The following is a 23,199-nucleotide window of genomic DNA, read 5'->3' as shown; positions in this document are numbered from 1 at the left end:
GAGGATAGGTGGATCCCGTTTACCCTCTTTACTTTTGTGACGTGATCCGGTAGCTGGAAAGGGAAAAGGGAATTATGGATAGGAGATCGAAAAAACTGAAGCTGGACGAGGTCCGGGATCTGGACCTGGTAAATTATCTTGCCAGCCTGGGTTTTGAGCCTGCCAAACCTACCAGGAACGGTGTGGATTTTTATTATTTGTCACCCCTGCGCATCGAGGCTGAACCAAGCTTCCACGTCAATCGCAAGTTGAACAAATGGTACGATCATGGCCTCGGTCAGGGTGGCAACCTGATAGACCTCGGCATGCAGTTCTATGGCTGCACCCTAAAAGAGTTTTTGGAAAAGATCAACGGCGGATACCCGGGCTTGCTGCCTGCAGATCTGATACCATTCGACCGTCGAGATCTGCCTGAGACCGGGAACAAGATCAGGGTCACAAAGGCTGTCCCTTTGTTCGCTTATCCGCTGATCAATTACCTCCACGAACGGCACATCCCGTTGTCAGTTGCCGAACGCTATTGCTGCGAAGTTCACTACGAAATGGATGGCCATAATTACTACGGCATCGGCTTTAAAAATAATGCCGGTGGTTACGAGATCAGGAATGCGTATGTCAAACAAAGCAGCGCGCCAAAAGACATCACGACGCTCGGCGAAGGCAACAGGGAGGCGCACGTTTTTGAGGGGTTCATGGATCTGCTTTCCTGGAGGTGGCGTTTCGTTAATTAACTTCATGCAAGCCCAATGTGTATGAACATTGTATGACCAGAAAAAAAGAAGGCAGTCACAATTTCTTGTAACTGCCTGTCTTTCAAGTAGCGGGGAGCAGGATCGAACTGCCGACCTTAGGGTTATGAATCCTACGCTCTAACCATCTGAGCTACCCCGCCGGGTATTTTTCTCTGCTAATTATCAGCTTGTTGCGCTTTTGCTTTTAACTGCCAATTCTTAACGTCAAACCTGTTAACGGTTTTGTTGACGGTTACGCCTTTCGGCGATGGTGCGCAAAGGTACGGAAAGCCACTTTAAAATTCTAATATTTTTGATTTTTATTAATAAGGCCCACTTTGCTCCATTAACAATGTCATACTGATTCGTTATAAGTTATATTTAAAAATACTTAGTCTATAGATTTGGTAGATTAAATAATTGTTTTTATGTTTGCCCCCACATCATGAAAACAACTTCGACTTATCCAGCAGAAAAACAGCGCTTTGATGCCTCGCAAAACGATATCATGCTATCATATCCTGTGATGTGTATGATGTGTTGCTGCTGTTGATCCCAACCAGCGGCGCACTCATTAAAAAGACGCGGCTTTATTAAGCCGGAGTCAAACCGTCCTCTACTCACTAAACATTCCCCAAGCAAAAAAGATATGTGTTAAAACAATAAAAACAAAATAACCGGCAAGGAAGCCTTGCCGGTTATGCCATGAAACGCCGGTTACGTAACGCCAATCACTCACCGTGCGCTTCACCCAGAATCAAGCAAACGAATTCACATTTACTTAACCCTTGTTAAATATGGACATATTTATCCGTAGAAAGCAATTATTATTTTACCATTTTTTTGTTCTTTCTTTATTCATTCTACCTTTTGCCGCTTTAGCGCAAAAGGAACCGCCCCCCACCATCAACTCCACGCTGGAAGGCCAGGTATTGGATGCCGCTAACAACCAGCCGCTTCCGGGTGCTGTGGTCACCATACAGGGTACTACGCACGCGGTTTCGACCAATGCTGAAGGCCGTTTCAATTTTGTAACCGGGCAAAAATTTCCGTACACGCTTATCATTACATTTATTGGTTACGAGAAGCAGGAAAAGATAGCCAACGGCAGCCCTGTAACGATCTACCTTAAACCCGAAACCAAACAGCTGAACGACGTAGTAGTCGTAGGTTACGGTACACAAACCCGCAAATCGCTTATCAGTTCGGTAGCTACCATTAAAACCGACGAGGTTAAAGACGTACCCGTAGCCACCTTTGAGCAACAACTACAGGGTAAAGCCTCGGGTTTACAGGTTAGCGCTTCAACCGGTATTCCTGGCGATGGCATGTTTATCCGTGTTCGCGGTACTACCTCAATCAATGCCAGTAATGATCCGTTATATGTGATCGATGGTGTTTACGTGAACAGTTCTTCATTACAAAAACTGAGCACCCAAGGTCAGGCGAGCAACCCGTTATCTGATCTGAACCCTGATGATATCGAAAGCATTACGGTGTTAAAAGATGCCGATGCCACAGCCATTTACGGTGCACGTGCAGCCAATGGGGTTATTGTGATCACCACCAAGCACGGCAAAAAGAACACCACGCCTAAAGTTGCTTTAGGTACTTATTTCGGCGGAGCCTGGGCGCCCAAACTATGGAATTTGGTGACCGGCCCACAACATGCCGAACTGGTGAACGAAATGTACCGCAACTCCGAAGCTGATGCCGTTGCTGCAGGCAATGCTACAGCGATAACTACTTACAAATACGTGCCCTTTCGCGAGTTTAATGATAATCCTACTGCTTCGCCCGCGCCACGTGGCCTGCCGCAGGATCAGCCGACTTACGATCGTTTGCATGAGGCTTTCCGTACCGGTTTCCTGCAAAACTACAATGCTTCGGTATCGGGCGGTAACGACCGTACCACCTACTATATCGGTGGCGGCATCAATAAGCAACAAGCTGATCTGAAGACCGACGATTATCGGCGAGCCAGTTTTAAGGTCAATATCGATCAGCAGATCAGCAACGCTTTTACCATTGGTACAAGCAACACGTTTACACAAACCTACCGTACCCTGGCCCGTGTGGGCGATGGTCCGCAAGGAGGTGTTTTACAGGCAGCTTTGCACACGCCCACTTACCTGCCCGAGTATAACGCCGACGGTTCGCCGGCCAAATGGGCCGGTTTTGATAATCTGCAGGTATTGCTGTACAACACTAATATGAGCTCCACCAGCAATCGCATCATCAGTAATGTGTACGGCGAAGCAAAGCTGACTAAAGACCTGAAGTTCCGCACCAGCTGGAGCCTCGATTTTAACAACTACAACGAATTTCAGTATTGGAATAGCCTGACCAATCTCGGCGCAGCTAACCATAACCTGGGCACTTCAGTCATCACCAACAATACCATCTGGACGAATGAGCAAACGTTGAACTATAGCCATGTATTTGGCCGGCATACCATAGGGTTATTAGTCGGTAATTCGCTTCAGGGCTCGGTTAATACCTCAACCCAGGCACAGGGCACCAGCTTCCCGAACGATTCTTTCGAGCAAATCGCATCGGCGGCGGTTACCATCTCAACCGGTTCCGAATCGCAGTATAAACTATCGTCTTTCTTCGGTCGTGTAAGCTATAACTACGCCAACAAATACTACTTCGAGGCCAGCGCACGCTATGATGGCTCCTCACGTTTCGGCGCAAACCATCAGTTCGGGTTTTTCCCTTCTGCCGGCATTGCCTGGCGCGCTAAGGAAGAAAGCTTCCTGAAAGATGTACAAGCTATCAGCGATCTGAAATTCCGTGCCAGTATCGGTGTAACCGGTAATCAAAACGGCATTAACGATTTTGCTTCGCGCGGACTTTGGGGCGCCGGAGCCAATTATCTGAATAATCCCGGCACAACAGCACAACAATTAGCCAACCCCGACCTGAAATGGGAGAGCACCCGGCAAACTAACATCGGTCTGGATGTGAGTTTACTAAACGACAGGCTAACGATCAGCGGCGATGTATACGATAAATATACCAGTAACCTGCTGCTCAATTTGCCGCTGTCATCCAGTTCGGGCTTTACTTCGATTTTGGAAAATGCCGGAGAGATGAGCAACCGCGGTTTTGAATTCAGCATCAGCAGCGTCAACATTAAAAGCGATAAGTTTACCTGGAGCAGCGATTTCAATTTTTCGCGCAATGTGAACAGGATCGAAAAACTGCCTACCCCGGTAGTTGCCGCCTATGCCGCCGAGCGCATGGTACAGGGTCAGTCGATGTATACTTTTTATACTTACAAACAGCTTTACGTGGATCCGCAAACGGGTAACGCAGTTTATGATGACTATGATCACAATGGGAAGATTACTTCAAACGATATTGAACCTGTAGGCAATGCATTGCCGAAATTTACAGCGGGTTTGACCAATACTTTCCGCTACGAAGGTTTTGATCTGTCTGTATTTTTCAATGCTGTTTACGGAAACAAGGTTTACAACAACAACGATTATTTTTTGGAAGGCGGCGGCACCCGCGATGCCAATCGCGCCATGGATACTTACCAGTTAAACCGCTGGCAAAAACCGGGCGATATAACTGATATGCCGCGTCTTACCGCCCTGGGTACCAATTACACCTTAAGCCCGACGACACGCAATATCGAAGACGGCTCTTTCCTGCGGTTAAGCAACGCCACTTTAGGTTATACTATCCCGAAACGCTTAACGCAAAAGATCGGCATTTCCTCGCTGCGGGTTTACCTATCAGGCACCAACTTGTGGCTGTGGACAAAATACAAGGGGCCTGATCCCGAGATCAACGTATCCTCATCCCAAACCGTGTTGGGGTACGACCTCGGCACGCCGCCACTGCCCCGCACCATACAGGCCGGTGCTAACATTACTTTTTGAGACCTTAACGAATTTTATTTATGAAAAAAGTTATATCACTATTTGCCATCCTGCTGGTACTCAGCTCCTGCAAAAAATACCTCGAGGTGCAACCTGAGTTACAGGTGGATCAATCGCAAGCCATTGTTGATGCAGGCACCGCAGGCACAGCCGCAACAGGTTTGCTCAATGCGCTGGCAAGCAACGGTTATTATGGTTCTAATTTCCAGGCATTGTCGTACCTGTCTGGTGGCGATATCCAATGGACGGGCTCTCAATCCGACCCGAGCGAGATCACCAAGCACCTTACCTCGGCAACCAACGGTTATGTACAATCAGCCTGGACGGCCATTTACAAAACCATCTCGCAGGCCAATTATATTATCGATAAAGTACCTGGCATACAGGATCCGCTGCTTACCACAGCGGTGCGTAACCAGTATTTAGGCGAAGCCTATTTCATCCGTGCATTAGCCTATTTCGATCTGGCCCGTGGTTGGGGTGGCGTGCAGTTGATCTTAAAGCCAACATACGCTTCTACAGATAACGTAGGTGTGCCGCGCAGCAGCCTGGCCGATACTTATACGCAAGTGCTGGCCGATTTAAACACCGCCGAGGGCCTTGTCCCTATAGCAATTAACCGCAACCGGGTAAGCGTAAAAACAATTCAGGCATTAAAAGCGCGTTTTTACTTGTACCAAAAGCAATGGGCACTGGCCGAGCAATACGCCACATTGGTGATCAATGATGCGACCGATTACAGCCTGGTAACACCTTATAGCACATTTTTTGCCAATAGTGTAACTAACACCAAGGAGTCCATCCTGGAGCTGGCTTATACCTCGTCCAACACCAACGGGCACAGCAACTGGTGGCTGCCACCTGCTTTGGGCGGCCGCCGCGAATGGGCGCCGAACGATGCTTTGGTGACTTTATTGAACGACCCTAACATAGGTGGCAGCCGCAGCGCGCTTATTGCCCGCACAGCACCTCCGGGCAACTTGTGGTACGGCCAACTATATTACCGCACCCCTGTCGGTACTGATCCTGCCTATGTGATCCGTTTGTCGGAGATCTACCTCATCCGCTCAGAAGCACGCGCTTATCAGAGCAACCTTGTCGGCGCAAACAGTGCCCAAAGCGATCTGAATGCGGTACGCACCCGTGCCGGGATACCGGTAAGTACGGCTGCCACTTTGAGCGATATTTTACTCGCGTTGGAAAAAGAACGCCAGGTGGAGTTCCCGTTCGAGAGCGACCGATGGTTCAACCTCGTCCGTACCGATCGCGCACAAACTGTGCTTTCCCTGCCGGATAAACACCTCTACCTGTTCCCCATCCCTTATAACGAAACACTGGTCGACCCTAACCTGGCCGGTGCTAACCGAAATCCTGGCTATTAACATCTACCTATAAAAACAAAATTAAATCATGAAAAAACTGATCATCCTTTCACTCATCATAGCCGCTACCGGCTATGCAGTTCGGGCACAACAATCGCCCATCACCGTAAAACAATCACCTACAAGGCATGGCCCCGAAAAAGGCTCGCTCATCATTATCGGCGGCAACGTTGGTTCGCAGCGCGATATCTGGGAAAAGTTTACCGAGCTGGCCGGTGGACCGGATAAAGCAGCCGTTGTAGTGGTAACCACCGCGGCCGGCGATTCGGCCGGGGTTGACAATAAAGAGGTCGACGAATTAAAAAAGCAAACAGGCATTAAAAATGTAACCCTGCTGCACACCGGCGATCTGGCTACAGCAAATAGCGAAAAATTTATCGCTCCGTTAAGAAAAGCTACCGGGGTTTACTTCGTTGGCGGCCGCCAATGGCGCATTGCCGACTCGTACCTTAACACCTTAACGCATCAGGCATTTTTTGATGTGTTGAACCGCGGCGGAGTGATTGCGGGCAGTTCGGCAGGCGCCAGTATCCAGGGTTCATTTTTGTGGCGTGGCGATACCAAAGGTGCGCAAGTGCAGGTTGGCGATCATACCCAGGGCCTTGGTTTCCTCAAAAGCTCAGCTATTGATCAGCATATCCTGGTGCGTAACCGCGAGTTTGCTTTGGTCGATTTTATCCGCAAGTCGCCTCAGCTGATCGGCATTGGCTTAAACGAAGCTACGGCCATACTTGTGCAACGCGATACTTTGCAGGTGTTGGGCAAATCGTACGTAGCCATTTACGACTACAATACCATTATTAGCGCGTACGATAAGCACGTGGTTAACGGCCGCGAAGATTTTACCGCGTCCGACGGCCCTTTCTTCTTTTTAGGCGCAGGCCAAAAGTACGATCTGGCTAAGCGTGCGGTGATCAAAGAACCTCGTAAGCCAAATACTGCTGTAGCCAAAACCGGCGAAGACGACGATGATAATTAAACAGGACTAAAGAAGCCGGGTGACCGAGTGGCCAGGTTGGGGTCTGCAAAACCTTCTACGGCAGTTCGATTCTGCCCCCGGCGTCCAAAAAACCTAAATGATAACAGTATTTAACAATGACAAAAACCTTACCCCCCGAACCATCGCACCAGTGGAGCGAAAAGGAAAAAAGCATTTTCCGGTTCCTGTTCATCTTTTTCCTGCTGCAAGCCTTGCCGTTAAGCGTGGATATTTTTAAAGTTGTTTTCGGCTTTAACTGGCTGCATATCAGCTATGGCGATATTTTTAACCTCACCCGCTTAACGCCGAAGTTTATCCCGGGTAACGATAGTTTTATTAATTGGATCATCATTGCCGCTTTATCAGCAATAGGCGCGGTACTGTGGGGAAGATCGGATCTTAAAGATCAAAATTACGATAACCTGTACTACTGGCTGCGGGTAGTGGTGCGTTACCGTTTAGCCATCGGGATTATTGGTTACGGTTTTATCAAGCTGTTTCCGTTACAGGCGCCATTTCCGTCTATCAGTAATTTGAATACCGCCTACGGTGATTTTACCGATTGGAAGATCTTCTCTATGAGCCTCGGCATCGTACCCAATTACGAATCATTTCTCGGCGCTATAGAGGTTTTGGCCGGGCTGCTGTTGTTCTTTCGCAAAACCGCAACGTTTGGCGCGCTCATCATCATTGTATTTACGGGCAATGTATTGATATCCAACCTGGCTTACGAGGGCGGTGAGTACGTGTATAGCATCTACCTCATCAGCTTTGCGCTGTTTATATTGTACTTTGACGCGGCAAGGGTTTATAATCTTATCTCGCTCGAGCGCTCTACCCACCCTAATAAATTTAAACCGGTATTAACCGATAAACAACGTACCGCGCGCTTACTGGTTAAAAGCCTGGTGGCTTTCTTTTTTGTTTTCCTTTACGGATTTAAAACTTACTCCGGTTTACATCATGATCCTTACCAGTTTCCGCGCACACCCGGCTTAGCCAAAGCCAGCGGTATTTATAACGTAAGCGAGTTTAAGATCAACAATAAAGAGCTGACTTACTCGGCTACCGACCCAATCCGCTGGAAAGATGTCGTGTTCGAAAGATGGGCAACCATCAGCATCCGCTCAAACCGACCGGTATTGATCGATTCGGTGAACCATGAGGAGATCATTAAAAACGATCAGGACCGCGACTACGAACTGGCCGGAGCAGCCGGCAGGCACTATTACAGTTACACGGCCGATACGGTTAATCATACGCTTTCGCTGGAAAATAAGAACAGTCATTACAAAGGCGAAAAACTGCAACTGAAATATTCAAGACCAGATACGGCAACCATTATCCTTTCGGGGATTGATCAGAACAAAGATTCGGTGTACGTGGTACTTAACAAGATCAACAAAAAATACCCGTTCACCATCGGCCGCCGTAGGATATTAAAACTATAAATCAGATCACTCAATAAAATAAATTTTATGTCTGAAATTCAATCTAATCCGGATCAGCCCGGATCGACAAGTCAAAAACCAAAGCCATGGTCGTGGCTTAAAAAGTTCGGGTTCCGGGTACTGTTCGTTTTTTTGTTGGCGATGTGTATCCCGTTTACCGGCAGCTGGTACAAAAATGTTTATACCCTCAACTGGTTCCGCCCGCATTACCGCGATATTTATGATATAGCACGCTTTCAACCCAGCTTTCAGCAGTTTTTTGGCGGGAAAGGCGAGTATGGCGATGCTGATGCTTTACCCGGTAACAACGCCAATACCGAGCCGAAAAGTACAGGCCATAAGGATAGCGCCCAACTTTTAGGAACCGATGACCAAACAGGTAAAAAACATCATCGCCATGACAGCGATTCGACAGAAGTAAACAATGGCGCCTTTGGTGGCCATCACCATGATGGCCGCGATTCGACCCTGGTGAATAATGATGGAAAACACCACCACCGTCATCATGGCGACTCTGTTTTGGCAACGGGCGAAACCCTCGTTACCGAAAATGCTCCTCACAAACATCACCATCAAAGTCGTTCAACAACCGTGGATTCCGCTAAGCACGATTCCACAAAGGTAGCTGCTGTAGTGCCAGTACATCACAAAAAGAATGATAACGGCGATCAAACAGGGGCGCTGCCACCCAAACGCAACTTCTTTGCCGATTATACCGATTGGGGTATCGCTTTTCTGATAGGCATTGCAGGCGCTTTGATCTGGTCGATATTTGATCGCAAAAGCGAATCGTACAATATCCTGTACTACTGGATACGCGTGGTGGTGCGTTACCGGGCAGGTATCGGCATCATCGGCTTTGGGTTTACCAAACTGTTTCCAACTCAAATGCCTTATCCGTCGCTGGGACTTTTAAACAGCAACTTCGGCGATTTTACCGCGCAGAAGATCTATTGGATGTCGGTAGGCATCGTGCCCTGGTACCAGGTATTCGGCGGCGTGGTCGAGATCGTGGCAGGTACTTTGTTGCTCTTCAGAAAAACAACTTTGTATGGTGCAATTTTACTGGCCGGGGCCTTGGGCGATATCACTTTCGTGAATTATGCTTACGATGGCGGTGTGCATGTTTACGCATTCTATTTCGTATTCTTATCCCTCTTCCTTATTGCCGATGATGTACCAAAACTGTATAACCTGCTTATTCGTGAGCGTTATACTGTGCCGTTCCACGTCTATCCTGACTTTAAAAAAACGAGCCTAAAATATGCCCGGGTAGGATTGAAGGCACTGACCTTCCTCATCTTCTTTGTGATACTTACATATACCGAGATTGTCAACTTTAAATATGATCCGTACAAACAGCCTTCCACTGCAGGGGTAAAGCAGCTGCGTGGCAATTATCATGTAACCGAGTTTAAGATCAACGGACAGGAAATTGCGTACAATCCATTGGATTCGGTACGCTGGCAGGAAGCAACCTTTGAGAATTGGACGACTTTAACTTTCCGTGTCAATCATCCGGTGGTGATCGATCCATCGAACGGCGGCGGCAGTCCGATGAAAGATATTCAGCGTACATTCGAGATAACGGGCGTTGCGGGTGGCGAGCGTGCATTTCATTACCTGGCCGATACAGTCGACAAAGTTTTATACCTACAGGATAAAAACATTGTAGGCTCGGGCGGGCGCCGCGGCGGACGCGGTAACCGTAATAAAGCTAAGCAGGCACCTAAGCCAAATGATAACTGGATCGGTAAAGAAGCTTTGGCGCATATCGGCGATGAGAAAAACATGATCGATACACATGCTTTTTCGGCACGGCGCGACCGGGAGTTTGCCGATACCAAACCAGAACCTAAACGCAACCGCATGGTATTAAATTACCAAACAACCGATGGCTCGCATGTCATACTATCGGGTATTAACGAACGCAGGGATTCCATTTACGTGGTGCTTGACAGGTATGACCGTAAATACGCTCTGCCAAAAAGTACTTTAGTTGCCGGAAAATATTAATGAGCAAGACCTACCAATATGATGCCGTAGTAGTAGGTTCGGGGCCCAACGGGCTTGCTGTAGCAATATTGCTGCAGCAAAACGGGCTTTCGGTTTTGCTATTAGAAGGGAAAGACAAGATCGGCGGCGGCTTACGTACCGAAGAGCTAACCTTACCCGGTTTCCATCACGATGTCTGTTCGGCTATCCATCCAATGGCTGCAGGTTCGCCTTTCTTTCAAACCTTGCCTCTGCACAAACATGGCCTGCAATACTTATACCCCGAAGCAGCGGCAGCACATCCGTTCGATGATGGCACGGCAGCTGTGCTAAAAAAGTCCATCACCGAAACAGCCGGTTTATTAGGTTCGGATAAGGATGCATATCTCAACCTGATAAAGCCATTGGTTGATAGCTGGCCCATTATAGCTGCCGATGTACTGGCACCCTTACATTTTCCAAAGCACCCAATTGCGATGGCCAAATTCGGGTTAAATGCCCTGACACCGGCAACGACCTTAGCCAAACGATTTAAAACAGAGCAGGCCAAAGCTTTATTTGCAGGTATGGCGGCGCACAGTATCCAGCCGCTGGAAAATACCGCTACATCGGCCATTGCTTTGGTGCTGATGGCCAACGGGCATTTAAAAGGCTGGCCGGTACCAAAAGGCGGTTCAAAAAATATTGCAGCGGCGTTAGCGTCTTATTTTGTTTCCCTTGGCGGAAAGATCGAAACCAACACCTATATCACTTCGCTCGATCAGCTGCCATCTGCGAAAGCTGTATTATTTGATGTGACACCCAAACAGCTGTTAACCATAGCCGGACATAAGTTTTCATCAATTTACAAATGGCAGCTGCAACGGTATCGCTATGGTATGGGGGTGTTTAAGATCGATTGGGCGTTGGACGATGTTATTCCCTTTAAAGCCGAAGCTGCCAGGCAGGCTGGGACGATCCACATTGGCGGCACCTTGTCAGAGATCGCTCAAAGCGAACAACAAACCAGCAAGGGTCATTATCCGGATAAACCATTTGTATTGCTGGCACAGCAAAGCCTGTCCGACGATACGCGTGCGCCCGCCGGCAAACACACCGGCTGGGCCTATTGCCATGTCCCCAACGGATCGTTTAAAGATATGACGGATGCTATCGAAAAGCAGGTTGAGCGTTTTGCCCCCGGTTTCCGTGAGCGCATACTGGCACGGCATACATTCAATACAGGTCAGCTGGAAAGTTACAACCCCAATTATATTGGCGGCGATATCAACGGCGGCATTATCGATCTGGCTCAACTGTTTACCCGCCCCGCTTTACGAAGTTCGCCTTATCGAACATCGGCAAAAGGCTTATATATCTGTTCATCATCAACCCCGCCTGGCGGTGGCGTGCATGGTATGTGTGGTTATCACGCTGCTAAACGGGCTTTAAAAGATGTGTTTAACATTAAAATTAATGATCTATGAAATTGAAACTGATCATTATCACCACTTCGCTGATCGGCCTGATGGCATTTACCAATGGCACGGTAAGCCAGCCTCAATTGCCGGTTGCTGACACCACACATGTACCTTCAAAGTTCGGTTTCGGCCAGGCCGCTACACCGCAGGATATCGCCAAAATAGATATCGCTATCCGCCCCGATGGTAAAGGTTTGCCTGCCGGGCAGGGAGATGTTGCAAAAGGCAAGGCTCTATATATACTCAAATGCTCATCCTGCCACGGCCAGAACGGTACCGAGACACCGGGCGTAAAGTTAGCCGGCCCGGCTTTAGTAGGTGATACATCCGCGAAAAGCAAGCCCAAAACTATAGGCAATTATTGGCCCTACGCCACAACGCTGTTTGATTATATGCGCCGCACCATGCCTTATGATCATCCCGGATCGCTGACGGATAACGAAATATACAGCCTCACCGCATATTTATTAAATGCTAACAAGATCATCACGGCCGACGTGGTTCTGGATGCGAAAACTTTACCGAAGATCACCATGCCTGCAAAAAAACTATTCATTACCGACGACCGCAAAGGAGGGCCTGAAGTAAAATAAGATGGAAAAAGAAAGAACAACGAAGATCAGCCGGCGTACCATGCTGGGCGGTACTTTAGCCGCGGCCATATTGCCAGTAACGTCTTCATTCGCCAAATACATCCAGGTAGGCGTTCCGGTCGACGACCCAACCAAAAGAATTGGCCCGGGCCCGTTTAAAATTGGTACGCGTTCGCCATATGAAACACCGCTGCGCAAAACATCCGATATTTCTTCGCGCTCGCCTTTGCAGGATTTTTACAGCACCATCACACCTGCAGACCTGCACTTTGAGCGTCACCATGCCGGTATACCGGCCATCGATCCAAAGCAATATGAACTGCTGATCCACGGCATGGTGGAGCGGCCGATGAAGTTTAGCCTAGCCGACTTGAAACGCTTTCCATCGGTAACCAAAACCTGTTTCATTGAGTGTGCGGGTAACTTTCGGACAGGTAAAGAAGAAATGACACCGCAGGATATTTTAGGCCTCACCAGCCAGAGCGAATGGACCGGCGTGATGCTCTCAACCCTTTTCAGGGAAGTGGGCGCTGATCCAAAATCGACCTGGTTTTTAGCCGAAGGCGGCGATGCATCGGTGATGACGAGGAGCATACCTACACATAAAGCCTGGGAAGATGCCATGATCGCCTACGCTCAAAACGGTGAGGCCATCCGCCCGGCACAAGGCTACCCGGCGCGACTGCTGCTACCCGGTTATGAAGGCAATATGAACGTGAAATGGCTGCGGCGGTTGGAACTATCCGATCAGCCCTGGTGGACGCGTGAAGAAACATCAAAATACACTTACCCGGTGCATAACAAGATTAGGATGTTCAGTTTTGAAATGGACGCGCGCTCTATTATCACCTATCCGAGTTACCCGCAAAAGGTGGAGCGCGGCTGGATAGAGATACGGGGTATCGCCTGGACAGGCCGTGGTAAGGTGATTAAAGTTGAGGTTAGCATCGATGCAGGCAAAACCTGGAATGAAGCAAGACTTCAGGAACCTGTTTTGGATAAAGCGCATACCTATTTCAGGTATCCGTGGCAATGGAACGGAGATGAAACCGAAATACTAAGCAGGGTGATTGACGAAACAGGCTATATACAGCCGACGCTTAAGCAACTGGTTGATGCCCGCGGGGCGGATATCGGCGGCTACCACATGAACCCCATCACTGCCTGGCAGGTAAAACGCGATGGCAGCATATTATTTAAACCCGAATTTTATAAATAAAAACTAACAATAACCTATGAGTACCACACTTAATGAAACTGACGTAAAAACCTCCCGCTGGCAGGAACTTTGGACCAAAGAAGATTGGTGGGCAGTTTGGCTTGGCCTGGGCATTGTTGCCGTGGCGTATGTTTTCTATCTGGCTGGATCGAGTATTTCCTGGATAGCAGTAGCACCTGCCAAATGGTCAACATGGTCACAGTTAGCCACTCAATTTTCGGCTAATGGTATCCGGTATGTAGCGTTACTTAGCGTATTGCTTATTCTCTTTTCCATCGTGGTTTCCTTTATCGGGCAAAAGCCGAAAGCGTTTATACCAGCATTCATTTTTATCTTCATTTTGTCGACCATTATTTATGTTGTTGGAAGCTGGGAGCAGGCTAATCGCTACAACCTGGAACCGCCGTTAGTGGCGCTGGCGCTGGGGTTATTCATTTCAAACGTAATCGGTTTGCCACGCTGGCTTGATGCCGGTTTTCGCGTAGAATTTTACATCAAACTAGGTATTGTTTTGCTTGGCGCGACTTTACCCTTTACACTAATTATCTGGGCCGGCCCGGTAGCTATTTTGCAAGCATCGGTAGTTTCTTTGGTAACCTTTTTAACGATTTTCTTTACCGCCCGGAAACTGAAACTTGATCACAGGCTGGCAGCGGTATTAGGAGCCGGTGGTGCGGTATGCGGCGTATCGGCGTCCATTGCTGTTGCCGGTGCAGTAAGAGCAAAAAAAGAACATCCGCCTATCGCGATCAGCCTGGTCGTGTTTTGGGCCATCATCCTCATTTTTACTCTACCGCTTGTTGCGCGCGCGCTGCATTTATCGGCGGGCATTGCCGGTTCGTGGATCGGTACGTCGGAATTTGCCGATGCCGCCGGCCTGGCCGCCGCACAATCCTATGGCGGATTAGCGGGAACACATGGCATTGCCGGAACAGCAGATCAGGCGCTTGCAGCCTATACGCTGATCAAAGTTATCGGCCGGGATATCTGGATCGGAATCTGGTCGTTCGTATTGGCGTTAATTTCGATCACCGTTTGGGAACGTAATGAAACCGACTCAAGAGTTGACGCAGGTCAGATCTGGCGGCGCTTCCCCAAATTTGTATTCGGGTTTCTCATTGCTTCAATACTAACAACCATTATCGTACATGGCAATAACCTGGCGGATTATAATAAATTAGTCAAACCAGCTCTTATTTTACCAATTACAGCAATGCGTACATGGGCGTTTACCTTTAGTTTTTTAAGCATCGGGTTAACTACACGCTTTCGCGAGTTGGCGGCTGCCGGTACCAAACCTTTTATAGCTTTTACTGCAGGGGTCATCGTCAACGTAGTTTTGGGATATTTGCTTTCGGTTGTGGTACTTGGGCATTACTGGTCAACCATAATTACGCATTAATGTATGAATATCTTGAAGCGTATTCAACATTCCGGATCGTCGCACAAATGCCAAAACTGTTCGCATTTTCAGAATGAACCAACTTTTATCGAAAAGACATATCCCGGGCTTACAATTTTTAGTTCGGGGTATGCATCCGTTCGTGATCGCGACGGTTTGTGCAGAAAGCGGGAGCTTTATCTTTCGGCTGATGATAGCTGCAGGGATTTCAATTTTAAAACCGGATGATCTTGCTGTGAGGCATACCAGATTTGGTGCATTTTTGAGGTAGTTTATATCAAAATCGCAGTGTTATGAATCCTACGCTCTCACCATCTGAGCTATCCCGTCGGGCACCTACTAAAAAAGGTTTGTAAATATAGTATAAATTCGTTTTCTTTAGAAAAAATGTTAACATTTACACCCAGTAATATTTACCACCAGTTTTTGTACCCTAATATGTCGGAAAAGAAGAAGTTCAATATTGAATATGAAATTAAATCATCACCAAGGATACTATATAGTTTTTTAAATGAACCTAATGGACTGGCCCAATGGTTTGCTGATGATGTTAATGTGCGCGACCAGGTGTATACTTTTACCTGGGATGGTGAGCAACAAAAAGCTAAGTTGCTGGCTGTTAAAGAGAATAAGCTGGTTAAGTTTAAATGGATAGACGACGAGCCGCAATGCTATTTTGAAATGGAGATTTTGCAGGACGAGTTAACCAACGACGTAGCTTTAGGTGTTACTGATTTTGCTATTGAAGAGAACATTGCCGAAAGAAAATTAATCTGGGACAATCAGATTCAGTACCTTATTAGCGTTTTAGGTGCGTAAAGGGATAATAATTCCCTAATTTTGTACCGTGAAGAAGATACATCTTTTAATCCTTAAGGCCTTTATCAGGCCATTTATTGTTACCTTCTTGATCGTGATGTTTGTGTTGCTGATGTTATTTCTGTGGAAATACATTGACGACCTGATAGGCAAAGGCTTTCAATGGTACACTATACTGCAGCTCATGTTGTATGCTTCGGCAACCAATGTGGCTATGGCGCTGCCACTCTCCGTGTTATTATCGTCTATCATGACCTACGGCACCCTTGGCGAAAATTACGAACTGGTTGCTATTAAAGCTGCCGGAGTTTCGTTAAGCAGGGCACTTTATCCTATGATCATCGTTGTTGCTATGCTTAGCATAAGCGCTTTCGTTTTTTCGGACTATATGCTGCCGGTAGCCAATCTCAAATTTTATTCGCTTTTGTATGATGTGCGAAAACAAAAATCGGCATCGCTCATCAAGGTAAACGTATTTAACAATAGTTTCCCTGGTTATTCAATACGTGTGGGTGGCAAAGACCCCGACGACCGGATATTGTACAACATCATGATCTATGAAAAAAATCTAAACTACAATAGTAACAACGTGATTTTTGCCAGGCAAGGCGAAATGTTCAAGAGCCCTAATAACAAATTTTTGGTTTTAAAACTTAAAGATGGGGTGAAATATGAAGAGGCTTCAAGCAATCAGGGCGCTTATAATCCAAGGCAAACATTTACACGTTTCAGGTTTAAAGAAACAACGCAAAAGTTATCATTATCGGGATTTGAGCTAAATCATACACCACAAGCTGAGTTTAAAGGGGCTTACGCGATGTTAAGTTCGGGGCAATTACTGGATACCTTTGCAGTGGTTAAAAAAACTTTTGAACGTACTTTGAGTGTTAATTATGCAATGATCACACCTTACAGCCGGTATTTTACTATGCCGCATAAGGCTACAAAAATTCAACCTCAAAAAATACCCAATCAGCATATTTTATCGACCTTCACACTTGACAGGCAGATTGAAGCTGTTACCAATGCCGGTTCGGAAGCAAACTCGATCAAAGATATTTTTAAGAGCAAAGCTGACGCTTATCGTGAACAGAGCAGTGTGCTAAGGCGCTACCTGGTTGAGTACCAAAAGAAATTTACACTTTCGGCCGCCTGTTTGGTACTGTTTTTAATCGGTGCCCCGCTTGGTGCTATCATTCGCAAAGGAGGCCTGGGTTTACCGGTGGTTATTTCAGTAGTGTTTTTCCTGATCTATTACATTATCTCGACCATAGGCGAAAAAGCCGCCAAGGACGGAAGCCTATCGCCAGTTATAGGTACCTGGGTAGCTATTTTGGTGCTAACTCCCATAGGTATATTTTTATCATATAAGTCGGCCAACGATTCGGTTTTGTTTGACCTTGAGGCGTATAAGCGTTTTTTTGTAAACCTGTTAAAAAAGAAAGCAACCAAAGCCGACGAGCTTAACGTATAATTATAAAACCACATTCATTTTACACTTAGCCGACCAGTGTAATTAGTTACTTACTTAACTTTGCAGGCACATAAGCAACCTATGCCTGTGTAAATAAATATATTACCCATGTTGAATACCATAACCGAAGCGATAGAGGATATAAAGGCCGGTAAAACCGTTATTGTTGTTGATGATGAAGATCGCGAAAACGAAGGTGATTTTTTAACCGCCGCACGTAATGCCACCCCCGAAGCCATTAATTTTATGGCAAAGTATGGCCGTGGATTGATATGTGCGCCAATAACGCGGAAAAGAGCTGCGGAACTTGAGCTTGAACCTATGGTGGGACATAACACTTCATCGCACGAAACTAATTTTACCGTTTCGGTAGACCTGATAGGGCAGGGCTGTACCACCGGAATTTCGGCTACCGACAGATCAAAGACAACACTGGCGCTGATAGATCCGGCCACCAAGCCAGAAGATCTTGGTCGCCCGGGACATATTTTTCCGTTAATAGCTAAGGACGGCGGTGTTTTACGCCGCGCAGGGCATACCGAAGCCGCTATAGATATGGCTGTGATGGCTGGATTTGAACCGGCAGGGCTGATCTGCGAAATTATGAAAGACGATGGTGAAATGGCGCGTTTGCCGGACTTGCTTGAGTTTGCCAAGGAGTTTGACATGAAGATCGTATCGGTTAAAGACCTGATCGCATACCGGTTGGCTAATGAAACTCTGATCCGTAAAGATGTGTCGGTTAAGATGCCTACGCAGTGGGGAGTATTTGATATGGTAGCCTATACCCAGATTGATACCGGCGAAAACCATTTGGCTTTGGTAAAAGGTACCTGGGAAAAGGATGAACCGGTGCTGGTACGTGTACACAGCTCGTGCGTTACCGGCGATATTTTTGGATCATGCCGGTGCGATTGCGGCCCGCAACTGCATAAAGCAATGGAGATGATAGAGAAAGAAGGCAAAGGCGTAGTATTATATATGAACCAGGAGGGCCGGGGTATCGGCCTGATCAATAAACTAAAAGCTTACAGCCTGCAGGAAAACGGTTTTGACACGGTTGATGCCAATTTGCAACTCGGCTTTAAAATGGATCAGCGCGACTATGGTATTGGTGCGCAGATATTAAGGAGCCTTAACATTACACAAATGCGTTTAATGACCAATAATCCTAAAAAGCGCGCAGGTTTGGTAGGTTATGGTATTAAAGTGGTTGAAAACGTGCCTATGGAAATAACATCTAACCCGCACAATGAGACCTACCTGAAAACAAAACGCGACAAAATGGGTCATACCATTATGGGTAAGGATTAATTATCGTCCTGGTCTATTTTCTGTTTAGGTATAGGGTTTGGTATAACGGTAGTATCCTTTTTGGGCGTTGGCCTTCTGCCGAACATGTTTTTGAAGAATTCGCCGAATGTATCAAAATCGCGGTGGTAAGTTAAACCTAAGCCGTTAACATACTGTACTGCCAATTGTGTATTGATGCTGTTCAACGATGTGGCATTATTTAATGCACGATAAGAATAAGTTATAGTTAAACGGCCGTCTTTCCTGATGTAATACTGTGCCTGGAAGTCTTTCGTCAGATCGTTGAAATTTGAATTGAAGAGATACTGACTATTACCAAAAAGCTGGTTATTGCCCGATGTGCTGTATAAACTTCCGTTAATTAATAACCTGTCATTAAATAACTTAATTGATGCGCTTGCCTCTTGAGCTGAGCTGATATTAAGATCGATGGCTTTTACATTTTGTGAAAGTACACTATTGAATTTGTTGAAAAACAACTCGCTAAAAGCATCCTGAGCAGTTTGCGATACCTGGTTGGTGATATTATTACCGGCGGCGCCTTTGTTAAAACTACGCCGTACGATTAAACTTAACGCCTGCTGGCTACGATTTGTCGCATCGTTTAAATAGTTACCCACTTCGTCTTTAATAGATGGATCGGTAGGGAAATTAAAATCAAAATCGATGTTTGGTTTAATTAGTGGCCCGCTCAATTTAAGCTGTGCCTGTACCAATTCGAACTGGTTGCCTTTTGGCGATGTAAGGCCCGCGGCCTGGTACAGATCGCCGATATTTGCCCGAACCTCGTAAGTAGTTATCAGATTAATATCAGCGTTTGATGGCGAGCCGGTCCAGCGGATAGTTCCTCCCTGGTTGATCTGGAATACTTTACTGATCACGCTTTTGGCCGTAAACTCAAACTTACCGGATGTGATGAGGAATGCACCAAACATTTCAAAATCACCAAGACTATTGATCCGGAGTGATAGATTATTAGCTGTGCCGCTGCCGGTTAGCAATCCGTAATCGGTATAGATCTTAACCACCGTTTTTTCATCAGCTGAAAGATCGAAATTTAAGGTAACGCCTTTAAATTGGGTAGTATTTTTAACAGTCTTCGTGGTGTCTTTTAACGATACATAGCGAATAAATTCATAGTCGGATGCAGTGCTTGATGTATTAAGAGGAATGTTAAATACAGTACCTTCCTGGGTTTTAGCCTTGATGTTGATATTCATGTTATCAATAGGGCCCACAAAACTAAAGTTACCGGTGCCATAGGCTGTACCGTAATATAAACGATTATTTTTAAACGTGGTATTAAGGGCCAGCAGGTTGGTTGCTGCGATATCAACATTAAGTGTTGGGTTTGACAAGTCCTTACTCAGATCGACCGTACCGTTGGCTACTCCGGTACCGCCGTGACTATCTTTCAGGATCATATTATCAATGTTGACAACGCTATTTGTTACGGTAACTTTATCATTAATGATGTATGGCGTTTGAAGATAATTTACCGTTACACCGGTATTAGCCAGGGTAAGTGTACCATTGATGAGCGGTTTTGATAAGGTGCCCGTCAACTTCAGATCGGATGATAAAGTACCTTTTAAATTTGACACAAGGCTTTTAACAAACGGCTCGATAATAGCAGCCGAGGTTTGGTTCATGCGCAAATTAAAATCAAGGTTATCGCCCTCTACGGCCAGTTTATAGGTTCCGTCTGCAGTTAAGGTTTCAAGGCCCCTGTTAAAGATATTCATTTTAACATTGGCAGTGTGCTGGTCATTGTCCAGCCCGGTATTAAACTTGATATCACCGATCAAACTTTTGTTAAAACTAAGCGAATCAACTCCCAGCTTTGATTGCATGTTAGCTTTGCCGGTTACCGAAGCGATATCTACTTCGCCGTTTAGCTTACCATCTAACATCACACCGAACGATTTACTTAACTGATTTAGGGTGTTCATGTTAAATTTATCAAAATTGATCTTAAGGTGGTCGTTCGGATCGGAAGAAATAAGGCCGTTTATTTTTACGTTTTGTGCCCCATTAGCCAGCTCGAAACCGGTTAACTGGGTTTTGTTGCCTTCTAAAAACCGTACCCTAACCTGGTTGGCCAGTTTCCAAACCTGGTGCTCGATAATAATATCAGATGGTAAAAGCTTTAACCGGGCCACAGTATCGCGCGCAAACTGGACCAAACCATATAAATCGAGTTGGTTGACCGCGTTTTTATCAGATAACTTAATGTTAAAGTTTAAACTATCACGTTTTAAAAAATTACTGATGTTAATATCCTTTACAAATACACTATCTGAAAAGTTGACCTTGCTGAAGGATAAGTTAAGCTGGAGCATATCATCACTGGTGCTTTCGTCAACCAGCAGATCGTGAAAAACAATGTTATTGTATTTTACAGTTTTAACCAATCCCGTTAAGGTGGCGGTTTTATCGGCAGAGTTAAACTTACCTATAAATGTACCTTGTTCGGGTAGTTTTAACTGGGGCGCGAATAAAGCGGTTACAGGATCTAAGTTTTTAAGCTGAATATTAAAATCAAAATTTTGCGGTTTGGCAGAGGCAACAGTTGTTTGTAATGATGGAATATATTTTTTCGCGATGGCCTTAAAATAATCGGGTAGGGAAGAAAGATCATATTTGCCTTTTAATGTTGCATTGGCCATGTCGGATCTTAAAATGAGCTGGCGTACTGAGCCTTCTTGCCCGCTGGCGGCAAAGTATACGGAATCAACCAGGTAATCATGCTTGGGAACGCTCATTTTAACATTCTTCATTAAAATGCTGCCCTCTATATTTTCGAGGTTATTACCAGAAAAATTACTGGTCACCAGAGCATCAAGTGCTATAGTATCTTTAACCAGTTTTAGATTGTTGAGGTGTGCACCTTTTATAGCTGCGGTAAAATTAAATGCCGGTAATTTAGGATTAAGATCGACAGCACCTTTAAAATCAAGATTTAAATTTCGGTCGTTCACCAATACGGCCCCATCAAATTTCTTTTTCAGGAGTATGCCCTTTAACGAGACGTTGTTGTAGCGATACCCGTTAAAATCGAAATATGCAATTTTTGCATCCAACTGCTCGCCCAAGTTTTTAAGCTCAAAGCCGCGGCCCTTAATGTTAGCCCTTAAAGTAGTGCGGCCCAATGTGGGGTTATCTATCAGGTTGCCGAGGTCAAAGTTGGAAGTGTTAAGTTTACCGCTATAGCTCGGCATATTGTTCTTATCAAACTTTAAGTTGATATCCGAGTTAAACCTGCCCAGTTTGGTTTTAAAGTCGCCATAAGCAATAAAGTCGTTTTGGAAACCGGTAAACTGTCCGGTAAAATTGATATTACCAAACTTGCCCACAATATCGGGCAGATGCCGGTTGGGCGTGCCGGTAAAGCGGCTGTACAGCAAGTCGAGGTCTTTTTTATTGGTAGCTATCTGCTCAAACTTTAGTTCGAGGAAAGTTTTATCCCAATCGGGGAGGCCTTTTAAACTGAAATCGCCTTTAACGTAAGTGGCTTGCCCACTTGTAATGGTCAGGTCTTTGGCTTTCAGGCTGCTTACAGACCCTTTGATACGACCATTTATACCCACATCAAAAAATATATGCTGCAGGCTAACGGTGAAATAACCAACATCCAGCGATGATATGTGCGACGATTTAAAATCGGCATCCATGTGAACCTTATTTTCAAAATCGCTGAAGTCATCAAACGATTTAAACTGCATCCTGAAATAATCGCTGAAATTAGAGCGGTTGGTTACAAGCAGCAGGTGCTGAAGCAAGATCTGGTTGGTATCAATAGTAGCGGCGGCGGTTAGATTTTTTAAATAAAGGCCGCTTTTTTCTTTTAACGTTAAATTATTAATACCTGCCTTAAACAGGTGGTTTTTAAAATCGGGGTTAATGAGCACGGTACTTACGTGCTGTGCATCAACATCATTAAAGTTAACCTGGTTGGGTGTAACCTCGGTACTGAGCTGATTTTTATAACGAAAGTGTAGATTGTTTAACACCACCTTTTCGAAATTAATATTCCAGGGTTTACCGGTTGATTTGGTAGTATCGGTTGATTTAAAGTGATCAACAATAAACCCGAAATTGGCCGTGCTGTCTTTTTGTTTTTTGAGATATATCGAACCATTATCCAACTGTACCAAACTAAAATCGATAATATGATTACTGATGTTGCTGAAGATGGAAAAATTAAGCAGATCGACCGTTAGTTTTGGCGTATTTAAGAGGGTGTCTTTTTGCTGATCGAGTACGTAAAAATCTTCAATAACCACTGAGGTAAAAGGCCTTACATCAATACTGCCGATAGAGACAGTGGTTTTTAGCTCTTTGGATAAATAGGTGGTTGCTTTTTTAGCAAGCCAGGTTTGTACAGGTTTAAATTGCAGCGCAAACAAGATAGCTCCGATCAGGCTGACCAGAATCAGCAGTATCCATAACGTTATATTGAGCGCTTTTTTAATAACTTTGTA

14 protein-coding genes and 2 tRNA genes are annotated in these 23,199 nt (G+C 45.8%); 14 read left to right on the top strand and 2 right to left on the bottom strand.

Annotation, left to right across the window (positions count from 1 at the left end):
- The first annotated feature begins 74 nt into the window (after positions 1–74).
- Entirely contained in the window at positions 75–731 is a 657-nt protein-coding gene (locus tag ACFGVR_RS01280; RefSeq protein WP_448700578.1) for a hypothetical protein, read from the top strand.
- A gap of 87 nt (positions 732–818) precedes the next feature.
- On the opposite strand, the gene ACFGVR_RS01275 is transcribed toward ACFGVR_RS01280, so the two are convergent.
- Positions 819–892, bottom strand: a tRNA-Met gene (locus tag ACFGVR_RS01275).
- Positions 893–1,528: 636 nt separating this feature from the next.
- On the opposite strand from ACFGVR_RS01275, the gene ACFGVR_RS01270 reads away from it, so the two are divergent.
- The 13 genes from ACFGVR_RS01270 (at position 1,529) to ACFGVR_RS01210 (ending at position 18,715) form a co-directional block, all read left to right on the top strand.
- Entirely contained in the window at positions 1,529–4,627 is a 3,099-nt protein-coding gene (locus tag ACFGVR_RS01270) for a SusC/RagA family TonB-linked outer membrane protein (RefSeq protein WP_448700577.1), read from the top strand.
- 20 nt (positions 4,628–4,647) lie between these two features.
- On the top strand, positions 4,648–6,009 hold the full coding sequence (locus tag ACFGVR_RS01265) for a RagB/SusD family nutrient uptake outer membrane protein (RefSeq protein ID WP_448700575.1): 1,362 nt from the start codon (positions 4,648–4,650) through the stop codon (positions 6,007–6,009).
- 28 nt (positions 6,010–6,037) lie between these two features.
- Complete coding sequence (locus tag ACFGVR_RS01260; protein WP_448700574.1) at positions 6,038–6,988, top strand: cyanophycinase; 951 nt, start codon at positions 6,038–6,040, stop codon at positions 6,986–6,988.
- A 13-nt stretch (positions 6,989–7,001) separates the two neighbouring features.
- Positions 7,002–7,075: transfer RNA gene (locus tag ACFGVR_RS01255), tRNA-Cys, on the top strand.
- Between the two features lie 29 nt (positions 7,076–7,104).
- The gene (locus tag ACFGVR_RS01250) at positions 7,105–8,439 is read left to right on the top strand and encodes a DoxX family protein (protein WP_448700573.1); all 1,335 of its coding nucleotides are present in this window, start codon (positions 7,105–7,107) and stop codon (positions 8,437–8,439) included.
- A gap of 27 nt (positions 8,440–8,466) precedes the next feature.
- Positions 8,467–10,455, top strand: a complete 1,989-nt coding sequence (locus ACFGVR_RS01245; RefSeq protein WP_448700572.1) for a hypothetical protein — start codon at positions 8,467–8,469, stop codon at positions 10,453–10,455.
- Entirely contained in the window at positions 10,455–11,900 is a 1,446-nt protein-coding gene (locus ACFGVR_RS01240) for a phytoene desaturase family protein (protein ID WP_448700571.1), read from the top strand. Before ACFGVR_RS01245 ends, ACFGVR_RS01240 begins: the two co-directional genes overlap by 1 nt.
- A complete protein-coding gene (locus ACFGVR_RS01235) occupies positions 11,897–12,487 on the top strand; it encodes a c-type cytochrome (protein WP_448700570.1) in 591 nt (196 codons plus the stop codon). The genes ACFGVR_RS01240 and ACFGVR_RS01235 overlap by 4 nt, the downstream gene beginning before the upstream one ends.
- A 1-nt stretch (position 12,488) precedes the next feature.
- Positions 12,489–13,706 (top strand): sulfite dehydrogenase, encoded by a 1,218-nt coding sequence (gene soxC / locus ACFGVR_RS01230; RefSeq protein WP_448700569.1) that lies wholly within the window; start codon positions 12,489–12,491, stop codon positions 13,704–13,706.
- A gap of 16 nt (positions 13,707–13,722) precedes the next feature.
- Positions 13,723–15,108, top strand: a complete 1,386-nt coding sequence (locus ACFGVR_RS01225) for a YeiH family protein (protein ID WP_448700568.1) — start codon at positions 13,723–13,725, stop codon at positions 15,106–15,108.
- Positions 15,109–15,546: 438 nt separating this feature from the next.
- Positions 15,547–15,927, top strand: a complete 381-nt coding sequence (locus ACFGVR_RS01220; protein WP_448703059.1) for an START-like domain-containing protein — start codon at positions 15,547–15,549, stop codon at positions 15,925–15,927.
- A 28-nt stretch (positions 15,928–15,955) separates the two neighbouring features.
- Positions 15,956–17,401, top strand: a complete 1,446-nt coding sequence (locus ACFGVR_RS01215; RefSeq protein WP_448700567.1) for an LptF/LptG family permease — start codon at positions 15,956–15,958, stop codon at positions 17,399–17,401.
- A 108-nt stretch (positions 17,402–17,509) separates the two neighbouring features.
- Complete coding sequence (locus tag ACFGVR_RS01210) at positions 17,510–18,715, top strand: bifunctional 3,4-dihydroxy-2-butanone-4-phosphate synthase/GTP cyclohydrolase II (RefSeq protein WP_448700566.1); 1,206 nt, start codon at positions 17,510–17,512, stop codon at positions 18,713–18,715.
- Here ACFGVR_RS01210 and ACFGVR_RS01205 read toward each other — a convergent pair.
- A complete protein-coding gene (locus tag ACFGVR_RS01205; protein ID WP_448700564.1) occupies positions 18,712–23,124 on the bottom strand; it encodes a translocation/assembly module TamB domain-containing protein in 4,413 nt (1,470 codons plus the stop codon). The genes ACFGVR_RS01210 and ACFGVR_RS01205 overlap by 4 nt on opposite strands.
- Positions 23,125–23,199: the final 75 nt, after the last annotated feature.

This window comes from Mucilaginibacter aureus (genome assembly GCF_053514885.1).
This window is presented reverse-complemented; position numbering and strand designations above follow the sequence as displayed.

Excerpts from the sequence above, each read along its gene's own strand:
- soxC (WP_448700569.1), top strand. The coding sequence starts at position 12,489 with ATGGAAAAAGAAAGAACAACGAAGATCAGCCGGCGTACCATGCTGGGC.
- ACFGVR_RS01225 (WP_448700568.1), top strand. The coding sequence starts at position 13,723 with ATGAGTACCACACTTAATGAAACTGACGTAAAAACCTCCCGCTGGCAG.
- ACFGVR_RS01270 (WP_448700577.1), top strand. The coding sequence starts at position 1,529 with ATGGACATATTTATCCGTAGAAAGCAATTATTATTTTACCATTTTTTT.
- ACFGVR_RS01250 (WP_448700573.1), top strand. The coding sequence starts at position 7,105 with ATGACAAAAACCTTACCCCCCGAACCATCGCACCAGTGGAGCGAAAAG.
- ACFGVR_RS01245 (WP_448700572.1), top strand. The coding sequence starts at position 8,467 with ATGTCTGAAATTCAATCTAATCCGGATCAGCCCGGATCGACAAGTCAA.
- ACFGVR_RS01220 (WP_448703059.1), top strand. The coding sequence starts at position 15,547 with ATGTCGGAAAAGAAGAAGTTCAATATTGAATATGAAATTAAATCATCA.
- ACFGVR_RS01235 (WP_448700570.1), top strand. The coding sequence starts at position 11,897 with ATGAAATTGAAACTGATCATTATCACCACTTCGCTGATCGGCCTGATG.
- ACFGVR_RS01240 (WP_448700571.1), top strand. The coding sequence starts at position 10,455 with ATGAGCAAGACCTACCAATATGATGCCGTAGTAGTAGGTTCGGGGCCC.
- ACFGVR_RS01280 (WP_448700578.1), top strand. The coding sequence starts at position 75 with ATGGATAGGAGATCGAAAAAACTGAAGCTGGACGAGGTCCGGGATCTG.
- ACFGVR_RS01210 (WP_448700566.1), top strand. The coding sequence starts at position 17,510 with ATGTTGAATACCATAACCGAAGCGATAGAGGATATAAAGGCCGGTAAA.
- ACFGVR_RS01260 (WP_448700574.1), top strand. The coding sequence starts at position 6,038 with ATGAAAAAACTGATCATCCTTTCACTCATCATAGCCGCTACCGGCTAT.
- ACFGVR_RS01265 (WP_448700575.1), top strand. The coding sequence starts at position 4,648 with ATGAAAAAAGTTATATCACTATTTGCCATCCTGCTGGTACTCAGCTCC.